Source organism: Pseudonocardia petroleophila, from assembly GCF_014235185.1.
Classification (GTDB): domain Bacteria; phylum Actinomycetota; class Actinomycetes; order Mycobacteriales; family Pseudonocardiaceae; genus Pseudonocardia; species Pseudonocardia petroleophila.
This window is the reverse complement of sequence record NZ_CP060131.1, coordinates 4,513,517-4,531,140: the sequence shown is the minus strand read 5'-3', so window position 1 is coordinate 4,531,140 and position 17,624 is coordinate 4,513,517. Positions and strand designations below refer to the sequence as shown.

Annotated in this window: 16 protein-coding genes; 9 read left to right on the top strand and 7 right to left on the bottom strand. The window is 75.0% G+C overall.

Annotated features, from left to right (window positions below; all coding sequences use genetic code 11):
* Positions 1–46: 46 nt before the first annotated feature.
* A complete protein-coding gene (locus H6H00_RS22360) occupies positions 47–550 on the bottom strand; it encodes a GNAT family N-acetyltransferase (RefSeq protein ID WP_185717678.1) in 504 nt (167 codons plus the stop codon).
* Between the two features lie 173 nt (positions 551–723).
* Here H6H00_RS22360 and H6H00_RS22355 point away from each other — a divergent pair, with 173 nt between their 5' ends.
* The 7 genes from H6H00_RS22355 to H6H00_RS22330 are packed head-to-tail and all read left to right on the top strand — an operon-like array spanning position 724 to position 7,017.
* Positions 724–1,299 carry a TerD family protein gene (locus H6H00_RS22355; protein ID WP_185717677.1) on the top strand — a complete coding sequence of 192 codons (576 nt, stop codon included), beginning with the start codon at positions 724–726 and terminating at the stop codon, positions 1,297–1,299.
* Between the two features lie 7 nt (positions 1,300–1,306).
* Positions 1,307–2,008 (top strand): TerD family protein, encoded by a 702-nt coding sequence (locus tag H6H00_RS22350; RefSeq protein WP_185717676.1) that lies wholly within the window; start codon positions 1,307–1,309, stop codon positions 2,006–2,008.
* Between the two features lie 50 nt (positions 2,009–2,058).
* Complete coding sequence (locus H6H00_RS22345; RefSeq protein ID WP_185717675.1) at positions 2,059–3,237, top strand: HpcH/HpaI aldolase/citrate lyase family protein; 1,179 nt, start codon at positions 2,059–2,061, stop codon at positions 3,235–3,237.
* Between the two features lie 14 nt (positions 3,238–3,251).
* Complete coding sequence (locus tag H6H00_RS31965) at positions 3,252–4,586, top strand: phosphoribosyltransferase family protein (protein ID WP_221775633.1); 1,335 nt, start codon at positions 3,252–3,254, stop codon at positions 4,584–4,586.
* The gene (locus H6H00_RS31960; RefSeq protein ID WP_221775632.1) at positions 4,583–5,707 is read left to right on the top strand and encodes a cysteine protease StiP family protein; all 1,125 of its coding nucleotides are present in this window, start codon (positions 4,583–4,585) and stop codon (positions 5,705–5,707) included. Before H6H00_RS31965 ends, H6H00_RS31960 begins: the two co-directional genes overlap by 4 nt.
* Positions 5,704–6,531: an HAD family hydrolase gene (locus H6H00_RS22335; protein WP_185717674.1), complete on the top strand. Its 828-nt coding sequence runs from the start codon at positions 5,704–5,706 to the stop codon at positions 6,529–6,531. Before H6H00_RS31960 ends, H6H00_RS22335 begins: the two co-directional genes overlap by 4 nt.
* Positions 6,532–6,561: 30 nt before the next feature.
* Positions 6,562–7,017, top strand: coding sequence for a tellurite resistance TerB family protein (locus H6H00_RS22330; protein ID WP_185717673.1), 456 nt, complete (start codon positions 6,562–6,564; stop codon positions 7,015–7,017).
* Between the two features lie 48 nt (positions 7,018–7,065).
* Here the strand turns inward: H6H00_RS22330 and H6H00_RS22325 are convergent, their stop codons facing one another.
* The 4 genes from H6H00_RS22325 to H6H00_RS22310 all read right to left on the bottom strand — a co-directional run bounded on the left by H6H00_RS22325 (position 7,066) and on the right by H6H00_RS22310 (position 12,632).
* On the bottom strand, positions 7,066–7,644 hold the full coding sequence (locus H6H00_RS22325; protein ID WP_185717672.1) for a TerD family protein: 579 nt from the start codon (positions 7,642–7,644) through the stop codon (positions 7,066–7,068).
* Complete coding sequence (locus tag H6H00_RS22320; protein ID WP_185717671.1) at positions 7,641–8,774, bottom strand: DUF475 domain-containing protein; 1,134 nt, start codon at positions 8,772–8,774, stop codon at positions 7,641–7,643. The genes H6H00_RS22325 and H6H00_RS22320 overlap by 4 nt, the downstream gene beginning before the upstream one ends.
* A 116-nt stretch (positions 8,775–8,890) precedes the next feature.
* Entirely contained in the window at positions 8,891–10,924 is a 2,034-nt protein-coding gene (locus tag H6H00_RS22315; protein WP_185717670.1) for an Ig-like domain repeat protein, read from the bottom strand.
* A 25-nt stretch (positions 10,925–10,949) separates the two neighbouring features.
* Positions 10,950–12,632, bottom strand: a complete 1,683-nt coding sequence (locus tag H6H00_RS22310) for an Hsp70 family protein (protein ID WP_185717669.1) — start codon at positions 12,630–12,632, stop codon at positions 10,950–10,952.
* A 28-nt stretch (positions 12,633–12,660) separates the two neighbouring features.
* Here H6H00_RS22310 and H6H00_RS22305 point away from each other — a divergent pair, with 28 nt between their 5' ends.
* The gene (locus tag H6H00_RS22305) at positions 12,661–13,083 is read left to right on the top strand and encodes a nucleotide exchange factor GrpE (RefSeq protein WP_185717668.1); all 423 of its coding nucleotides are present in this window, start codon (positions 12,661–12,663) and stop codon (positions 13,081–13,083) included.
* 109 nt (positions 13,084–13,192) lie between these two features.
* Here the strand turns inward: H6H00_RS22305 and H6H00_RS22300 are convergent, their stop codons facing one another.
* Positions 13,193–13,945, bottom strand: coding sequence for a YebC/PmpR family DNA-binding transcriptional regulator (locus H6H00_RS22300; protein ID WP_185717667.1), 753 nt, complete (start codon positions 13,943–13,945; stop codon positions 13,193–13,195).
* 65 nt (positions 13,946–14,010) lie between these two features.
* Between H6H00_RS22300 and H6H00_RS22295 the strand changes: the two genes are divergently transcribed.
* The gene (locus H6H00_RS22295; protein WP_185717666.1) at positions 14,011–17,154 is read left to right on the top strand and encodes an ATP-binding protein; all 3,144 of its coding nucleotides are present in this window, start codon (positions 14,011–14,013) and stop codon (positions 17,152–17,154) included.
* Between the two features lie 3 nt (positions 17,155–17,157).
* On the opposite strand, the gene H6H00_RS22290 is transcribed toward H6H00_RS22295, so the two are convergent.
* Positions 17,158–17,622: an MSMEG_0567/Sll0786 family nitrogen starvation N-acetyltransferase gene (locus H6H00_RS22290; protein WP_255425316.1), complete on the bottom strand. Its 465-nt coding sequence runs from the start codon at positions 17,620–17,622 to the stop codon at positions 17,158–17,160.
* Positions 17,623–17,624: the final 2 nt, after the last annotated feature.

The following is a 17,624-nucleotide window of genomic DNA, read 5'->3' as shown; positions in this document are numbered from 1 at the left end:
GCCACCCCGACGGCGACGGCAGTCTCGACCGCCGCGCGGGGCCACATCAAGGACCGTGACCGGACCGTGCTGATACCCCCGGGTCGCGGTCCCGTTCCATCCGCACCAGCCCGACCCCGGCGGAGTCGACGACCGAGCCCGTCTCCACGTAGCCCGCCGCGGCGTAGAGCCGCCGGTTGTCGTCGCTGCGCGCGCCGGTGACCAGCCAGAACCGCACGACCGACGGCGGGGCGGCCGCGTGCACCGCCGTCAGCAGGGCCCGGCCGACGCCCCGGCGCTGCACGTCGGGGGCGACCGTGAGCCGCGCGATCTCCATGAGCCCGCCCTCGACGCGCCCGCGCACCGACCCCACCAGCCGCGGCCCGAGCCACGCCGCGGCCGCCGGGACGTCACCGGCGAGGTCGGCGCGGACCTCGTCCAGCGTCTCCCGCAGCGGCGGGATCCACGGCGCGTCGTAGCGCTGCGCCTCCGTGACATAGGCGGCGCGCTGGACCGTCCACAGCTCCCCCGCGGCCTCCGGGCCCGGGCGTCCCACCCGCAACTCGTCCATATCGGGCACGCTAGGCGGGAACCAGCCGCCCTCGTTCACCGTTTGGCATCTTGACACCGGGTCCGGTCCGTCCCGATATGCTCGGTCGGGTTCGACCCGGCTGTGCGGTACGCGACGCGGGCCGGGCGAGGATTGGGGGGAACGAGCCCCCCACAACAGATTCGGAGCAGTACGTGGGAGTCAGCCTCACCAAGGGTGGAAACGTCAGCCTGACCAAGGAGGCCCCGGGCCTCACCGACGTCATCGTCGGTCTCGGTTGGGACGTCCGTACCACCACGGGCACGGAGTTCGACCTCGACGCCTCCGCGATCGTGCTCAACGCGGAGGGCAAGGCCGTCTCCGACAAGCACTTCATCTTCTTCAACAACCTCACCAGCCCCGACGGCACCGTCGAGCACACCGGCGACAACCTCACCGGTGAGGGCGAGGGCGACGACGAGCAGGTCAAGGTCAACCTGGCCGGCCTGCCCGCCGAGGTCGACAAGGTCGTGTTCCCGGTCAGCATCTACGACGCCGACACCCGCTCGCAGAGCTTCGGCCAGGTGCGCAACGCGTTCATCCGCGTGGTGAACCAGGCCGGCGGCGCCGAGATCGCCCGCTACGACCTCACCGAGGACGCCTCCACCGAGACCGCGATGGTCTTCGGCGAGCTGTACCGCAACGGCGCCGACTGGAAGTTCCGCGCGGTCGGCCAGGGCTACGCCTCGGGTCTCGCGGGGATCGCCCGCGACTTCGGCGTCAACGTCTGAGGTCGCCGTGGCCATCGACTACAACAAGCGACCGTCCAAGCCCGAGCAGCCCGCGTCGGCTCCGTCCGCGGGTGGAGGTGGGGTGTCGCTGTCGAAGGTCACCCTGACGAAGTCGGCACCCAGCATCTCGCTGAAGAAGGGCGGCGGCGGGAGCGGCCAGCTGCGGGTCAACCTGCAGTGGAGCACCGGCGCGGCCCCGGCCAAGAAGGGCCTGTTCAGCAAGCTGACGGGCGGGGGCGGCGGAGGCGTCGACCTCGACCTGGCGTGCCTGTGGGAGTTCACCGACGGCACCAAGGGCGTGGTGCAGGCCCTGGGCAACGCGTTCCAGGCCCCCTACCAGGGCGCCCCGATCATCCGGCTCGACGGGGACGACCGCTCCGGGTCGAACGTCGGCGGCGAGAACATGTTCATCGACCTGTCGCGGATCAACGAGATCCGCCGCATCCTGGTGTTCACGTTCATCTACGAGGGTACCCCGAACTGGGCCAGCGCCGACGGCGTCGTCACGCTGTTCCCGACGGCCGGCCCCGAGATCGAGGTGCGGCTCGACGAGTCCGACCCGGGCTCGCCGACCTGCGTCATCGCCCTGCTGGAGAACCGAGGCGGCGAGCTGGTCGTCAACCGGGAGGTCCGCTACATCCGCGGCGGTCAGGCCGACGTCGACCGGGCGTACGGCTGGGGCATGGAATGGGCCCGCGGACGCAAGTGACCCGATAGCCCGGCCACAGCGCAGTGGCCTCCTTACCGAGAGGCTCTGCGATGAGGCACTTCGGGTTCCTGAGCGGGTCCGAGCAGGACGAGCTCTTCGAGCGGCCACCGGAGCAGTTCACCCGCGAGAGCGGGAACGACCTGCTCTCGGTGGCGCTCGGCGCCACGCTCTACATGCCGGCCGACCGGCCCGCGCTGGTCGCCGACGTCATCAAGCAGGCGGCCGCGGGCGTCACGTCCGTGGTCGTCTGCCTCGAGGACTCCATCGCCGACGAGCAGGTGGAGACCGCGGAGGACAACCTCGTCCGCGCCCTCACCGAGCTGCACGGCGACCCCGCCGTCGCGCTGCCGCTGCTGTTCGTCCGCGTCCGCGAACCGCGGCAGATGCCCGCGCTCGTCGCGCGCCTGGGGGACGCCGTGCGCGTCCTCGACGGCTTCGTGCTGCCCAAGTTCACCGCCCTGTCGGGCACCGACTACCTGCACGCCCTCGATGAGGCCGACGGCCGCGCCGGGCCCGTCCGGGACGGGCGCGGGCTGCTGGCGATGCCGGTGATCGAGTCGGGCGCCGTGCTCTACGCCGAGACCCGCGTCGACGAGCTGACCCGCCTGCGCGCGCTGCTGCACCGCGACCGCGCCCGGATACTGGCGGTCCGCCTGGGCGCCACCGACCTCTGCGCCCTCTACGGCCTGCGCCGCTCCCCCGAGCTGACGATCTACGACGTCAAGGTCGTGAGCAACCTGATCGGTGACGTCGTCAACGTGCTGGGGCGCGCCGACGGCACCGGGTTCACCGTCACCGGGCCGGTGTGGGAGTACTACGCCGCGGCCGAGCGGATCTTCAAGCCGCAGCTGCGGCAGGCCCCCTTCGACGTCGTCGACGAGCGCGAGCTGCGCAGCAGGCTGGTCTCCCGCGCCATCGACGGGCTGATCCGCGAGGTCGAGATGGACAAGGCCAACGGGCTGCACGGCAAGACCGCGATCCACCCGAGCCACGTCGCCGTCGTCAACGCGCTGTCGGTGGTGTCGTCGGAGGAGTACCGCGACGCCGCCGCGGTGCTCGGGGCCGGGCGCGGCAGCGGCGTGATGGCGTCGGGGCACGGCAACAAGATGAACGAGATCCGCCCGCACATGGCCTGGGCGCGGCTCACCGCGCTGCGGGCGCAGGTGTTCGGCGTCGCGCGCGAGAGCGTGTCGTTCGTCGACCTGCTCGCCGCCAGCCTGCCCAGGTGACACACACTGCGCCGGTGACCCTCCCGACGTCCCCCCTCGCCGACCGGATCGGCGTGCACGTCCGTGCGGCCGGCCCGGGCGCCGACCCCGCGGTCCTGCTCGGACTCGCGCTGCGGCGCAACCCGCGGCGCGCCCAGCTGCTCGTGTCGCGCGTCCTGGGCAAGCACATGCCGACCGATCCGCGGCTGGTGCGCGCGGCGGGCCTGCTGCTCGGCGGGCTCGTCGCCGACGCGCTGGCCGGGCGCGGGCCCCGCGCGCTGCCGGTCGACCTGCTGCACGCCGCCGTCGGCGGGGAGCGCAGCGCCGCGATCACCCTCGGGCTGACGGCCGGGGCCGGGCGGACCGCCGTCGACGCGCTGGTGCTCGGCTACGCGGAGACCGCGACCGCGCTGGGGCACTGCGTCGCCGAGGCGCTGCAGTGCGACCACCTGCACTCCACCCGCCGTCCGGTGGCCGGGTTCGCCACCGCGGGCGGGTTCAGCGAGGAGCACTCGCACGCCACCGAACACCTGCTGCTGCCCGCCGACCCCGACCTGCTGCGCGGCGACCGGCCCCTGGTCCTGGTCGACGACGAGCTCAGCACCGGGCGCACCGTGCTCAACACGATCACCGCGCTGCACGCGGCCCACCCGCGCGAGCGCTACGTCGTGGCGACCCTGGTCGACGCCCGGCCCGACGACGCGCTGCTCGGCGGGGTGGCCGCGCTCGGGGCCCGCCTGGACGTGGTGGCGCTGTGCCGCGCGGAGGTGACGGTGCCGGCCGACGTGCACGAGCGGGCGGCGGAGGTCCGGGCGGGCCTCGCCGACGGGTCGCAGTGGGGTGGCTCCACGCCGACCGGATCGGAGCAGAGCCACCCTGCTGCACCGGTCCGCCTCGCCGAGTGCGGGTGGCCCGACGGCCTGCCCGTCGGCGGTCGCCACGGCTTCCTCGCCGAGCACCACCGCGCCCTCGACGCCGCCCTCCCGGCGCTGGCCCGGTCCCTCGGCGCGAAGCCGGGGGAGAACACGCTCGTGCTGGGCACCGAGGAGCTGATGGCGCTGCCGCTGCGCCTGGCCCAGACCCTCGCCGACGCCGGGTGCGCGGTCCGGTTCTCCACTACCACCCGCTCCCCCGCCGTCGTCGTCGACGAGCCGGGCTACGCCCTGCGCACCGGGATCACCTTCCCCGCCCACGACGACCCGGCCGACGGCCCGGGCCCGCGGTTCGCCTACAACCTCGGCGGGCCCGGGTCCTGGGACCACGTGGTGGTCGTCGTCGACCCGCCCGCCGACACCCCCGCCCTGCGCGACGGGCTGCTCGCCGCGCTCGCGCCGCTGACCCGGAGGACCACGCTGGTGATCACCCCATGACCCCGGACCCGCTGCGGGGCCCCGGCTTCGGCAGCTACGCCCCCGACGAGGTCGGCTGGCTGCTCACCGACCTGTCCGGCGCGGAGCTGGAGGCGCCCACCGAGGAGCGCGAGGAGGCGATCCAGAGCGGCGGGGCGCACTACGCGGAGTCGCTGCCGGTGGAGTTCCAGCCCGACGCGGCCTACCTGGAGGTGTACCGCACCGCGCTCGACGCCACCGCGGCGCGCCTCGCGCAGGCCGTCGGCACCGTCACCGAGCTGGTCCTGCGCGAGCGCGGGCCCGGCGTCGTGCTCGCCTCCCTGGCCCGGGCGGGCACCCCCGTCGGGATCCTGCTGCGCCGCTGGGCCGCCGCCCGGCACGGCCTGGACCTGCCGCACTACGCGGTGTCGATCGTGCGCGGGCGCGGCATCGACGCACTGGCGCTGGACCACCTCGCCGAGCACCACGACCCCGCCCGGGTCGTGTTCGTCGACGGCTGGACCGGCAAGGGCGCGATCAACCGGGAGCTGGCGGCGGCGCTGGCCGCCGACGGGCGCGGCTTCGACCCCGACCTCGCCGTCCTCGCCGATCCCGGTCGCTGCGCCCGCACCTTCGGCACCCGCGACGACTGGCTGATCGCCTCGGCCTGCCTCAACTCGACGGTGTCCGGGCTGGTGTCGCGCACCGTGCTCAACGACCGGCTGATCGGCCCCGGGCAGTACCACGGCGCGAAGTTCTACCGCGAGCTCGCCGGCTCCGACGTGTCGAACGCGTTCCTCGACGCCGTCACCGCCGGGTTCCCCGGCGTCACCGACACCTCCGGGCCCGTCGACCGCGAGCCCGACCACGCCGGGTGGGCCGCGGTCGAGCGGATCGTCGACGCCTACGGCATCGGCGACGTCAACCTGGTCAAGCCCGGCGTCGGCGAGACCACCCGCGTGCTGCTGCGCCGCGTCCCGTGGAAGGTGCTGACGCGGGTGGGTGCGCCTGCGGCCGACCTCGCCCACGTCCGGCTGCTCGCGGAGCAGCGCGGCGTGCCGGTGGAGGAGGTCGACGACCTGCCCTACAGCTGCGTCGGGCTCATCCACCCGCGCTACACGCGGGGCGCCACCGGGGCCGACGGGCTGGCCGCGAGCCGATGAGCGTCGTCGCGTGCCTCGACCTCGACCGCACCGTCATCTACTCCGCCCGGTCGCTGGACCTGCGGATGCCCGACCACGAGGCCCCGCGCCTGCTCTGCGTCGAGGTCTACCGGAGCGTGCCCCTGTCGTTCATGACCGAGGACGCCGTCGCGGCGTTCCGGGCGCTGCGCGAGGTCGCCGAGATCGTCCCCACGACGACCCGCACGCCCGAGCAGCTCGCGCGCGTGCACCTGCCGGGCCCGCCGCCGCGGTACGCGATCGCCGCGAACGGCGGGCACCTGCTGGTCGACGGCACCCCCGACCCCGACTGGGCCGCCGTCGTGCGGGACCGGCTGACGGGGTGCGCCCCGCTCGCCCGGGTCCAGGAGCACCTCGACGCCGTGAGCGGGGATTTCGTGCTCAACCGGCGCACCGCGAGCGACCTGTTCTGCTACGCCGTCGTCGAGCGCGCCGAGGTGCCCGACGGCTGGGTCCGCGACCTCACCGGCTGGTGCGCCGAGCTCGGGTGGACCGTGTCGCTGCAGGGCCGCAAGGTCTACGCCGTGCCGCGCGGGCTCACCAAGTCGGCGGCCGCCCGGGAGGTCGCCGCCCGGCTCGGCGCGCACACGCTGCTGGCCGCGGGCGACTCCCTGCTCGACGCCGACCTGCTCGACGCCGCCGACCGCGCCGTCCGCCCCGCGCACGGCGAGCTGCACGACACCGGCTGGACCCGCGACGGGCTCGTCGTCACCTCCGCGACGGGTGGTGCGGCCGGTGCGGAACTCCTGGGGGTGCTCCGGGAGTTGGCGGTGCAGGGCCGATCACCGGCGCGTGGCAGGGTGTGAACCCTCCGACGAGAGGACGATTGCGACACCATGGGCTTCTTCGACCAGCTCAAGACCAAGATGGCCGGCCTGCAGGCCACGGCGACCACCGAGGTCGCCAAGTTCAAGTCCAAGGACTTCGCGAAGGCGAGCATGGCGATGTGCGCGCTCATCGCCGCCGCCGACGGCACGATCAGCGCCGAGGAGCGTCGCAAGACCGCCGGGTTCATCGGCAGCAACGAGGCGCTGAAGGTCTTCCCGCCCAGCGAGCTGCAGGACCACTTCACCTTCTACGCCTCGAAGCTGGAGTCCGACTACGAGTTCGGCAAGGTCGAGGCCATCGCCACGATCGGCAAGCTCAAGAAGGACCAGCCCGCGGCCCGGGCCGTCATCCAGGTCGGGATCATCGTCGGCGGGGCCGACGGCGACTTCGACAAGGACGAGCAGCAGGCCGTCCGCGAGGCGTGCCTGGCCGTCGGCATCGCGCCGGCCGAGTTCGACCTCTGAGGCACGTGCGCGGAGACGGTGGCCAGGGCCACCGTCTTCGCGCACGACCTACAGGTGTGCGGCCGTGGCCGGCAGCAGGTCCTGGAACGTGCGGCCCGACGCGATCGCGCCGATGGCCGTCATGCTCCAGCCGCCCTGCCCGTCCCGCGCGACCTTGGCCATGATCTGGGCGTTGTGCGTGCCGGAGCCGGAGAGCTCGTAGCGGGCCAGCTCCTCGCCCGTCGTCTCGTCGACGAGGCGGCAGAACGCGTTCTCGATCTGCGTGAAGTCCTGGCCGGTGAACGAGTTGACCGTGAACACGATCTGCGCGACCGCAGGCGAGAGCCGGGCCAGGTCGACGATCACGGACTCGTCGTCGCCCTCCCCCGCGCCGGTGAGGTTGTCCCCGGTGTGCTGCACCGAGCCGTCCTTGCTGCGCAGCTGGCGGAACCACACGGCGTCGACGAGCTGACGGCCGGCGTCGAACAGCAGCGCCGAGGCGTCGAGGTCGATCGACTGGCTGCGCGAGCCGAACAGGCCGCGCTTCTTCACCGCGTCCCAGCCCAGGCCCATCCGGACGACCGACAGGCTGCCGCCGCCGCGCTTGGCCAGCGAGACCTTCTGGCCCTTCTGCAGGCTGATCGTCACTTCGCCGCCAGCTCGTCGGCGGTCTTGTGCGTGTCGACGCCCTCGGCGGCGAGCCGCCGGTTGCGCAGGATGCTCGACAGCAGCGCCGCCCCGATGAACGCGACGCCGATGAGGCCCGTGAGGATCTCGTTGACGTGGTAGCCGATCCCGACCAGCAGGATCACCGCGAGCGCGCCGATCGCCCAGTGCGCGCCGTGCTCGAGGTAGACGTAGTCGGCCAGCGTCCCCTTGCGGACCAGGAACACCGTGAGCGACCGGACGAACATGGCGCCGATCAGGCCGAGGCCCAGCGCGATGATGATCGGGTCCGGGGTGATCGCGAACGCGCCGATGACGCCGTCGAAGGAGAACGCCGCGTCGAGCACCTCGAGGTAGAGGAACAGGAAGAAGCCGGCCTTGCCGGTGGCCTTCGCGAGGGTGCTCGGGCCGCCCGACCCGTTGGCGGCGGGCTCCGCGCCCTCCTCGCCCTCGACCTCCTCCATCTGCGCCTGGCCGGCCTGCTCGAAGAACTGGCCCAGACCCTGCACCGCGAGGTAGGTGATCAGGCCCAGCGAGCCGGCGAGCAGAACGACGGCGGGGTCCTCGGCGAGGAACTGCGAGAGCAGCACGAGCGCGAGCACGGCCAGGACGATCGAGATGCGCTCGATCTGCCCGATGCGCGACAGGAACTTCTCGATCGGCTGCAGCCACTTGATGTCGCGGTCCTCGAACATCCAGTCCAGGAACAGCATGAACAGGAACATGCCGCCGAACGCGGCGATCTGCGGGTAGGCCTCGTCGAGCAGGGCCGCGTAGCTGGTGGGGTCGCTCTCCGGGCGCTGCTCCAGCGCGAGCGTCAACGACTCCACCGGGTTGAGCCCGGCGGTGACGGCCACGATGACCAGCGGGAAGACCAGCCGCATGCCGAACACGGCGATGAAGATGCCGATGGTGAGGAAGATCTTCTGCCAGAAGTCGCTCATCCGCTCGAGGATCGTGGCGTTCACGACCGCGTTGTCGAACGACAGCGAGATCTCCAGGACGCCCAGGATGGCGCAGAGGATCAGCGCCTGCCAGCCGCCGTACAGGAAGGCGACGACGAGCGACACGACGGTCACCGCGTACGACCAACCGAAGATGCGAAGGTTCATGTCCTGATGGTCCTGTTCCCCTGTCGAAGTCCCGAAAGCGCGGGTGACGCGCCGCCACGGTAGCCGGTACGGGTCACCACGGACGGAGTGCGCCGCCCAGTGTGCCCCCGTCCGGTCTAGGAGGCGGTCTCGGCGGACCGGCCGCCGTCGACGGCGGCGCTGACCGTGTAGCCCGGCACCGGGCCGCCGGGGGCTCCGCCGTCCTCGATCTCGTGGTCGCGGGTGCGGCCGACGACCCGCCAGCGGCCGTCGGGCAGTGCGCAGCGGACGCGGAACTCGGCCCCCGGCGGACCGTCCCAGCGCACGACGACCGACCCGGAGGCGACGCGCTCGGCACGGACCCGGGTCGGGGCGGGCGGGCCCGCGGCGGCAGGGGGCCCAGGAGCCGGGGCGGGCGTCGTGCCCGGGGGCGTCTGATCGTCGGACCGCACCGCCGCCGAGCTGCGGCCGGCCTGCACCGCCTCCACCGCGTAGACGGGCGCCTCGACGGCGGGTGGGGCGCCGCCGTCGAGGACGGAGGTGTCGGTGACGCGCCCGACCACCTGCCACGTCCCGTCCGGGCGGCGCCGCGAGACCTTGTAGCGCACCTGCGGGGTGGGCGAGGGCTCCCAGACGACGAGGACGTCGCCCCGGCCGTCGCGGGCGGCCCGGACCCACGCCGGCGGGGCGACCGGGACGGCGGCGAGCGCCGCCTGCGCCCCGGGGTGGCCGGGACAGGTGTCGAGCACCGCGAGCAGCGCCGCGGCCCGGTCGGCGGTCGGGCCGGCGACGGCGGCGGCCACGGCCGCGTCGGCACGGGCGACGTCGCGCCGCGAGGCGGCCAGCAGGCGGGCGAGGTCGGCCCCGCCCGGGCCGGGGACGTCGGCCGCGGTGCGCTCCAGGTGCTCCAGGTGCTCCAGCGCGTCGGTGGCCCGGCGGGCGGCGACGGCCGCGACGGCCGCCTGCCACCGCCGCGAGGCCTCGTCGAGCACGGCGGTGATCTCGTCGGCGACCGCCCGCACCGGGGTCACGCCGTCGGTCCCGGCGACCCGCCGCGCGTCGTCGACGAGCCGTCGGGCCTCGGTCGGGCGGCCCGCCCGCAGGGCGGCGCGGGCCGCCTTGAGGGGTGCCTCCCACTCCCGCCCGCGCGGCCGGGCCGTCGGCGGTGCCGGTGGCGGTGGTGTCGTCGTCGGTGTCGGCGGCGGCGGGGTGGCGCCCGACTCGATCGGCGCCCCCAGCTCCGCTGCGACCTCGGCGAGGACGCGGCGGGCCCGGGCGTCGTCCAGGCCGAGGGCGCGGGCCTCGTCGAGGAGGTGCGCGTGGTCCTCGGCCACCAGCCGGTCCTCCACCAGCACCGCGGCCCGGACCCGCGGCCGCAGGTGCTCGGCGACGTCGGCGGCGACGGCGTCGAGGTAGGTCGCGATCGCCGCCGCACCCGGTTCGACCAGCTCCGCGACGTGCACCAGCAGCTCGTCGAGGACCGTGCGCAGCCGCGTCGGCGGCAGCTCCCGGGCGCGGGACCGCCACGCCGCGGCGCCGGCCCGCACCTGCTGCTCCGACGCCGACGGGTCCAGCCCGAGCAGGCCGAGGAGCGTCGGCGGGGCGGGGGCGTCGGTGAGGCGGCCGAACTCGTCGAGCAGGGCGCGGACCTGGCGGCGCCGCTCCGGTGTGACGCCGGCCGGCCGGTCCGCCGCCCGCAGGACCCGGTGGCGGCGCAGCCGCGCGGTCACCTCGTCACGGGTGAGCCCGGCCAGCGCCCCGACCTCGTGCAGCCCCTCGACCTTGTCGGCCGGGACGCCGCGGTGCCGGTCGACGAGCCGGGCGATCGCGGCGTCGAGCAGGGCGTAGCGCCCGGCGTCGCGCTGCTCGCGCTGGGCCCGGACCCGCGCGGCCGCGGTGTGCCGCCTGCCGCCGTCGAGCACCTCCGCGGAGCGGGCGTCGTGCCCGGCCACCAGCTCGGCGACGAGCACGCGGTACTTGGGGTGGTCGCGCATCCGCTGCCAGGCGCCCCACACCTCGGCGACGCGGGCGGCGACGGCGGCGTCGCCAGGGTCGTCGTCCAGCGGCAGGTCGTAGAGCTCGAACGGGTCCGACGACTCGGGCCCACCTCGCCTCAGGACGGCCGCCAGCACCCGCTTGCGGTAGTCGCCGGGATCGAACGCGCTGCTCATGGCGAGCCCTCACTCACGGTGGCCCTCACTCACGGCGGCGCTGCTTCCCGAGCCGGTCGCGCTCGCGGGCCACCTCCGCCTGCGAGAGCGTGGCGCCCGTCGTCACGGTGAGGGTGAGCGGCAGCCCGGCCTCGACGTGCGCCGCGGTGACGTGCAGGACCCCGTCGAACCCCATCTCGAAGACGACCCGCACCTCGGCGCCCTCGTCGTAGCCGGGCGGGATGCCGGTGATCTGGCCCTCGACCAGCACCTTCGCGTCCTCCGCCCGCGACGACTCGGCCTGTCCCTGCTGCTCGACGACGGTGAGCGCGATGACGGACTGGTCGGCGCGCATCGTGCCGAAGCTGCGGCTGGTGCGGACCGGGAGGCGGTCGTTGCGGTGCACGAGCCAGGTCGGTTCCAGCCGGCCGGCCGCCGCGTTGACCGCGAGGACCCCGAACCCGCGCGAGACGACGGTGTCGACGCGGATCTCCACCGCCCGTCGCACCTGCGCGAGCGGCACGGCGTAGGCGTCGGCGACGCGGCGGGCGGCGTCGTCGAGGTCGGCGGGCGCGGCGTCCTCCAGCGGGGCGCCGTCCCGGAGGCGGCCGCGGGTGCGCAGGTCGGCCGCGACCATGCGCTCCAGCTCCTTCTTCTCCCCGTACAGCGCGGCGCCGCGGGCGACGGCGAGGTCGGGGTCGTGCAGCCGGGCGTCGAGGTCGAGCTCGGTGAGCAGGGCGTCGGCGACGGCGGGCATCCGCGAGGAGCCGCCGACGAGCAGCACCCGGTCGACGCGCGACACCCCGCGGCGGGCGGCCTCGGCCAGGCAGGACCGGGTGAGGTCGACGGTGCGCCGCAGCAGCGACGCCGTCATCGCCTCCACCTCGTCGCGGGTGAGGGTGATCGTCGCGCGGGCGCCGTCGTGGGTGACGACGACGTCGGTGCTCGTGGTGTCGGAGAGCTGGTGCTTCGCGCGCTCGGCCGCGAGGACCAGCGCCTGGGTGCCGACGGCGTCGTCCATCGGGTCCTCGGCGTCGGGGTTCTCCTCGCCGAAGCCGCGGGCCAGGTGCAGCGCGATCCGCTCGTCCCAGTCGGCGCCGCCGAGCTGGTGGTCGCCCTCGACGGCGAGCACGGAGATCCGGCGGTCGGCGAGCTCGATGACGGTGGCGTCGAACGTGCCGCCGCCGAGGTCGTAGACCAGGACGGTCTCGTGGGCGCTGTCCTTCGACAGGTCCGGGCTGCCGTCGAGGCGACCGAAGCCGTAGGCGAGCGCGGCGGCGATCGGCTCGGACAGGACGTCGACGACGTCGAGGCCGGCGTAGGTGCCCGCGAGGACGGTGGCGCGGCGCTCCTCGTCACCGAAGTAGGCGGGGACGGTGATCACCGCGGACGTCGGGGTCTCGCCGGAGGCGAACCCGGCGTCGGCGACGAGGGACTTGAGGACCAGCGACGACACCGCGGGCGCCGACCAGGCCGTGCCGTGCGCGACGAACCGCCACTCGGCGTCGCCCATCCGCCGCTTGACCAGCGCGCACACGTGCTCGGGGTCCAGCCGCGCCTCGCGGCGCGCCCCCTCCCCCACGACGTGCTCGGTGCCGGAGGCGAACAGCACCACCGACGGGGTGGTGGGCTCCCCCGACATCCCGGCCAGCACCTGCGGCCGCCCGTCCGGGCCCGTCCGGGCGATGGCGGAGTTCGTGGTGCCGAGATCGATACCGTGGACGGCCACGGCGGGAGCGTAGCGATACGGTCGGGGCGTGCGGGAACTCGCCGACAAGATCGATGACGTGACCCGGCTGCTGACGCGGCAGGCCGCCGCCATCGCCGCCCTCACCGACGCCCGCGCGGCCACCGGCCCCGACGTCCCGCTGCTCGTCGACCTGCACGCGCTCCTGCGCGACAGCCTCGCCTGCGCCGCCACCGCCCGCTCCCGGCGCGAACGGGCCGCCTTCACCGCCGTCGCCGCCGGGCTCGAGCGGCTGGTCGTCGGGCGCGGGGGCGCGCTCGTCACCCCCGCCCCCGGCGAGGCGTTCCGCGGAACGCAGATGGAGGCGGTGGAGGTGGTGCCCACCGACGACCCGGCGCAGGACCGCACCGTGGCCCGGCTGCTGGAGCCGGGCCTGGACGCCGCGGGCCGCTCCGTCCGCCCGGCCCGGGTGGCGGTGTTCCGGGCCCGCTGACGCGGCGCGGACCCCACGGCGGGGACCCCACGACGCAGACCCCGTGCTCACCGCGCAGACCGCCGGCCGCCTGCGCGGCGCTCCCCGGTCTGCGCGGTGGGGGGGACGGTCAGCCGACCTCGGCCATCACGTCGTCGCTCACGTCGAAATTCGCGTAGACGTTCTGCACCTCGTCGCTGTCCTCCAGCGCCTCGATGAGGCGGAAGACCTTGCGCGCACCCTCGGCGTCGAGCGGGATGCTCATCGACGGGATGAAGGTGGGGTCGGCCGAGTCGTAGTCGATGCCGGCGTCGACCAGTGCGGTGCGGACGGGGATCAGGTCGGTGGCCTCGGAGATCACCTCGAAGCTCTCGCCGAGGTCGTTGACCTCCTCCGCGCCCGCGTCGAGGACGGCGAGCAGCAGGTCGTCCTCGGTGAGGTCGCCGCTCTTCGGGACGATCACCACGCCCTTGCGCGTGAACAGGTACGCGACGGAGCCGGGGTCGGCCATCGCCCCGCCGTTGCGCGTCATCGCCACCCGGACCTCGGTGGCGGCGCGGTTGCGGTTGTCGCTCAGGCACTCGATGAGCAGCGCGACACCGTTGGGGCCGTAGCCCTCGTAGGTGATCGACTGGTAGTCGGCGCCGCCCGCGTCCTGGCCCGACCCGCGCTTGAGCGCACGGTCGATGTTGTCGTTGGGGACCGAGCTCTTCTTCGCCTTCTGGACGGCGTCGTAGAGCGTGGGGTTCCCGTCGAGGTCACCGCCGCCGGTGCGCGCAGCCACCTCGATGTTCTTGATCAGCTTGGCGAACATCTTGCCGCGCCGGGCGTCGATGACGGCCTTCTTGTGCTTCGTCGTCGCCCACTTGGAGTGCCCACTCATCCACGAACCCCTTCCGGATCCCGACGATCCTATCCCCGAACCCGGACGGGGATAGGATCCGCGGGGTGTCAACCGGTCGCCTGAGGCTGTCCCTGCTCGGGACCTTCCGCGTCCAGGGCGACACCGAGGAGTCCCCGCCCGCGGGGCAGGCCCAGCGGTTGCTCAAGGTGCTCGCCGCGCACGACGGCGGGTTCGTCCCCGTCGACGTGCTGATCGACGTCCTGTGGTCCCGGCCGCCCGACCACGCCGAGCGCAACATCGCGGTGCTGGTGAGCCGGCTGCGCCGCGCGGTGGGCCGCGAGCGGCTCGAGGGCGGGCCCAGCGGCTACCGGCTCGTCCTCGACGAGCACACCACCGTCGACCTGTTCGAGGCCCGCGACCTCGTCCTCACCGCCGAGCAGGAGCTCGCCGGCCAGCGGTTCGGGCCCGCCGCGGGCGCGGCGGAGCGGGCCGCGGCGCTGCTCGCGCAGGGCCGGCCGCTCACCGAGGAGCGCGACGCGCCGTGGACCGCGGAGGTGCGCCTGCTCGCCGAGCACCAGCTGCGCCGGGCCCGGCGCACGTGGTGGACCGCGGCGCTGGAGCTGGGGGCGCACGCCGGCGTCGTGGAGGCCGCCGGCGCCGCGCTGCGCGACGACCCCCTCGACGAGGAGGCGGCCCGGGCGGCGATGACGGCGCACCGGCGGGCCGGGGAGTCGGCCCGGGCGCTGCTGGTCTACCGGGCGCTGCGCACGGCGCTCGCCGACCAGCTCGGCGCCGATCCCTCCCCCGCCACGCAGGCGCTGTTCCTGTCGGTCCTGCGCGCGGAGAAGGCCCGGCCCGCGGCCCCCGCCCCGGTCCCGGAACCCGCCCCGCTCGTCGGCCGGGAGGCCGAGCTGTCCCGCCTGGTCGCCCGCTGGGAGGAGGCCACGGGCGGGCGTCCCGGCTCGGTGCTCGTCGTCGGCGAGGCGGGCATCGGCAAGAGCGCGCTGGTGGAGGCGCTCGCCGCGCGCGCCGGGCGCTCCGGCGCGCTGGTGCTCACCGGGTGGTGCCGGGAGGCGGAGCGCTCGCTGTACCTGCAGCCGCTGCTGGACGCGGTGCGCGACGGCGTCTCCCGGCTGGACCCGCAGCGGGTGCGCACGACCGCGGGCGAGTGGCTGGGCACGCTGATCGAGCTCGTGCCGGAGATCGCGACGCGCACCGGGCCGGAGCCCTACGAGCGGGTCGGCGCCGAGCTGGAACACCGCCGCAGCCTCGAGGCGCTCGCCCGGTTCCTGGGCGGGCTCGCCGAGGAGCAGCCCGTGCTGCTGGTGATCGAGGACCTGCAGCACGCCGGGGCGTCCACCGTCGAGGCGCTGCACTTCCTCGCCACGCACACCCGGGGCCGGTTCCTCGTCGTCGTCACCGAGCGCACCGGGGAGGACGCGCCGGTCGCGGCGGCGCTGCGCGACGTCGCGGAGGTGCACGAGGTCGGGCCGCTGGCCGAACCGGCCGTCGCCGCGCTGGTGCGCGACTCCGGGCTGGCCTACGACGTCGCGAAGCTCTACGCGTGGACCGGCGGCTCCCCGCTGTTCGTCACCGAGCTGTTGCGCCATCCCTCGTCCGGCACGGGCGAGCTCGCCATCCCCGGCTCGCTGCACGAGGCGGTGGCGGAGCGGCTGGAGCACGCCGGCGAGGACGTCACCGCGCTGCTCGCGTTCGGCGCCGTGCTCGGCGACGCCTTCGCCCTCGACGACGTGGCCGCGGTCAGCGGCCTCGACGTGGAGGACTGCGCGGCCCGTGCCGCGCGGGCGCTGCGTGCGGGCCTGCTGGCCACCCGCGGCGAGCGGTTCCGCTTCCCCAATGACATCGTCCGCACCGTCGCCTACGACTCCGTCCCCGAGCCGATCCGGGTCAGCAGGCACCGCCGGGCGGCCCGGCTCGCCGACGCCCGCCCGGAGACCGCGGCCCGGCACCTGGCCGCGGCGCACGACTGGGGCGAGGCGGCCCGCGCCTGGCAGCTGGCCGCCCACGCCGCGCACCTGACGTTCGCCAACGACGAGGCCGAGCGGCTGCTGACCGACGCGATCGGGGCGGCCGAGCGCAGCGGTGACCGCGCCCTGCTCGCCGTCGTGCGGCTGCGCCGCGGGGAGACCCGCACCGAGCTGGGCCGCCACGACGAGGCGCGCGACGACCACGAGCACGCGCTGGTGCTCGCCCGCGAGCTCGACGACGAGGAGCTCGAGGCGCGCGTGCTGGAGCAGCTCGGCTGGACCGCCTTCTACGCCCGCGACGTCCTGGGCGCGGTCGACCTGGCCGAGCGCGCCTCGCAGCTGGCCGAGTCGGCCGCGGCGGCGAAGGGCGCGCTGCCCAGCGCCACGCTCCTGCTGGGCCGGGTGCGGCACTGGGACGGCGACTACGCCGCGGCGGGCGCGGCGTACGAGCAGGTGCTCCGCGCGGAGCCCGAGGAGCCGGGCAACGCCACCACGGCGATGGCGCTGGCCTACCAGGGCGCGCTGCTGCAGCACCAGGACCGGTTCACCGAGGCGCGCGCGGTGCTGGAGCGGGCCGCCGTGCTGTGCCGGCGCACCGGGCAGTTCCGCCCGCTGCTGCAGACGCTGTTCTTCATCGGCCTCGCCCGCGGCGACGTCGGCGACTTCGCCGGGGCCCTGCGCTCGCTCGACCGCGCCCGCTCGCTCATCGACGGCTACGGCGTGAGCTTCTACCGCGCCGGGATCGAGACGACGACGTCGTGGCTGTGGCAGGAGCTCGGCGACGTCGGCCGCGCGCGGGAGCACGCCGAGCTGGCCGTGGACCTGGCCCACCGCGGGGGCGGGGCGCTGGAGCTGGAGCAGGAGCTGCACGCCCTGCTCGCCCTCGCCGACTGCGACCTGCGGATCGGCCGGACCGACGACGCCGGGGCGCGGGTCGAGGCGGCCGCGCCGATGCTGGAGCGGTCGCTGCCGTTCCGGCCCCGGGCGGCGATGCGGCTGCTGGAGATGCGCACGCGGTTCGACCGCTCGTGGGCCGAGGCGCTGTTCGAGGAGGCCCGCACCCACGACTCCCCGAAGTACCAGGCACTGGCGCTCGCGCACCTGGGGCGCCACGAGGCCGCGGCCCGCGTCGCCGGCCGCATCGGGTCGGACCTGCTCGTCGGCAGGCTGGGCACCCCGGTCGACCGCCTCGCGGCCCGGGCCCGCATCGCGCGGGCACTGCCGGCCGAGCTGCGGGACGGCTACACGCGGATGCCCTGAGGGTCAGGGGCCGCCGAGGGCGATCTCCATGCGCAGGTGCGGGTGACCGACGTAGGTCTCGACGCCACCGACCCGGGTCCAGCCCAGCCGCAGGAAGAACCGCTCGTTGGGCGGCTGGATGTGCGCGACCATCCGCCGACCCCCCGCCGCACCCGCGGTGGCGACGGCGAAGCGCACCAGCGGGGCACCGAGACCCGACGTGCGGTGCGCGGTGAGCACGGCGAGGCGGTCGCCCTGCCACAGGCCGTCGCCGAGCGGGAACAGGCGGACGGTCCCCGCCGGCTCGCCGTCGACGAGGCCCAGGACGTGCAGGGTGGCCGGGTCGTCGTCGTGGACGTCGCGGTCGGACGCGGCGAAGATCCCCTGCTCCTCGACGAACACGGCGTGCCGGACGGCGTGGTGGGCGGCGAGGTCCGCGGCGTCGCCGTCGGTGAGGCGGCAGGACACCTGCGGCCGCGCACCCACCACGC

What these genes read in the sequence shown, in the direction of transcription:
- H6H00_RS22360 (WP_185717678.1), bottom strand. Translation starts at nt 550, where the DNA reads ATGGACGAGTTGCGGGTGGGACGCCCGGGCCCGGAGGCCGCGGGGGAG.
- H6H00_RS22345 (WP_185717675.1), top strand. Translation starts at nt 2,059, where the DNA reads ATGAGGCACTTCGGGTTCCTGAGCGGGTCCGAGCAGGACGAGCTCTTC.
- H6H00_RS31960 (WP_221775632.1), top strand. Translation starts at nt 4,583, where the DNA reads ATGACCCCGGACCCGCTGCGGGGCCCCGGCTTCGGCAGCTACGCCCCC.
- H6H00_RS22335 (WP_185717674.1), top strand. Translation starts at nt 5,704, where the DNA reads ATGAGCGTCGTCGCGTGCCTCGACCTCGACCGCACCGTCATCTACTCC.
- H6H00_RS22330 (WP_185717673.1), top strand. Translation starts at nt 6,562, where the DNA reads ATGGGCTTCTTCGACCAGCTCAAGACCAAGATGGCCGGCCTGCAGGCC.
- H6H00_RS22320 (WP_185717671.1), bottom strand. Translation starts at nt 8,774, where the DNA reads ATGAACCTTCGCATCTTCGGTTGGTCGTACGCGGTGACCGTCGTGTCG.
- H6H00_RS22315 (WP_185717670.1), bottom strand. Translation starts at nt 10,924, where the DNA reads ATGAGCAGCGCGTTCGATCCCGGCGACTACCGCAAGCGGGTGCTGGCG.
- H6H00_RS22300 (WP_185717667.1), bottom strand. Translation starts at nt 13,945, where the DNA reads ATGAGTGGGCACTCCAAGTGGGCGACGACGAAGCACAAGAAGGCCGTC.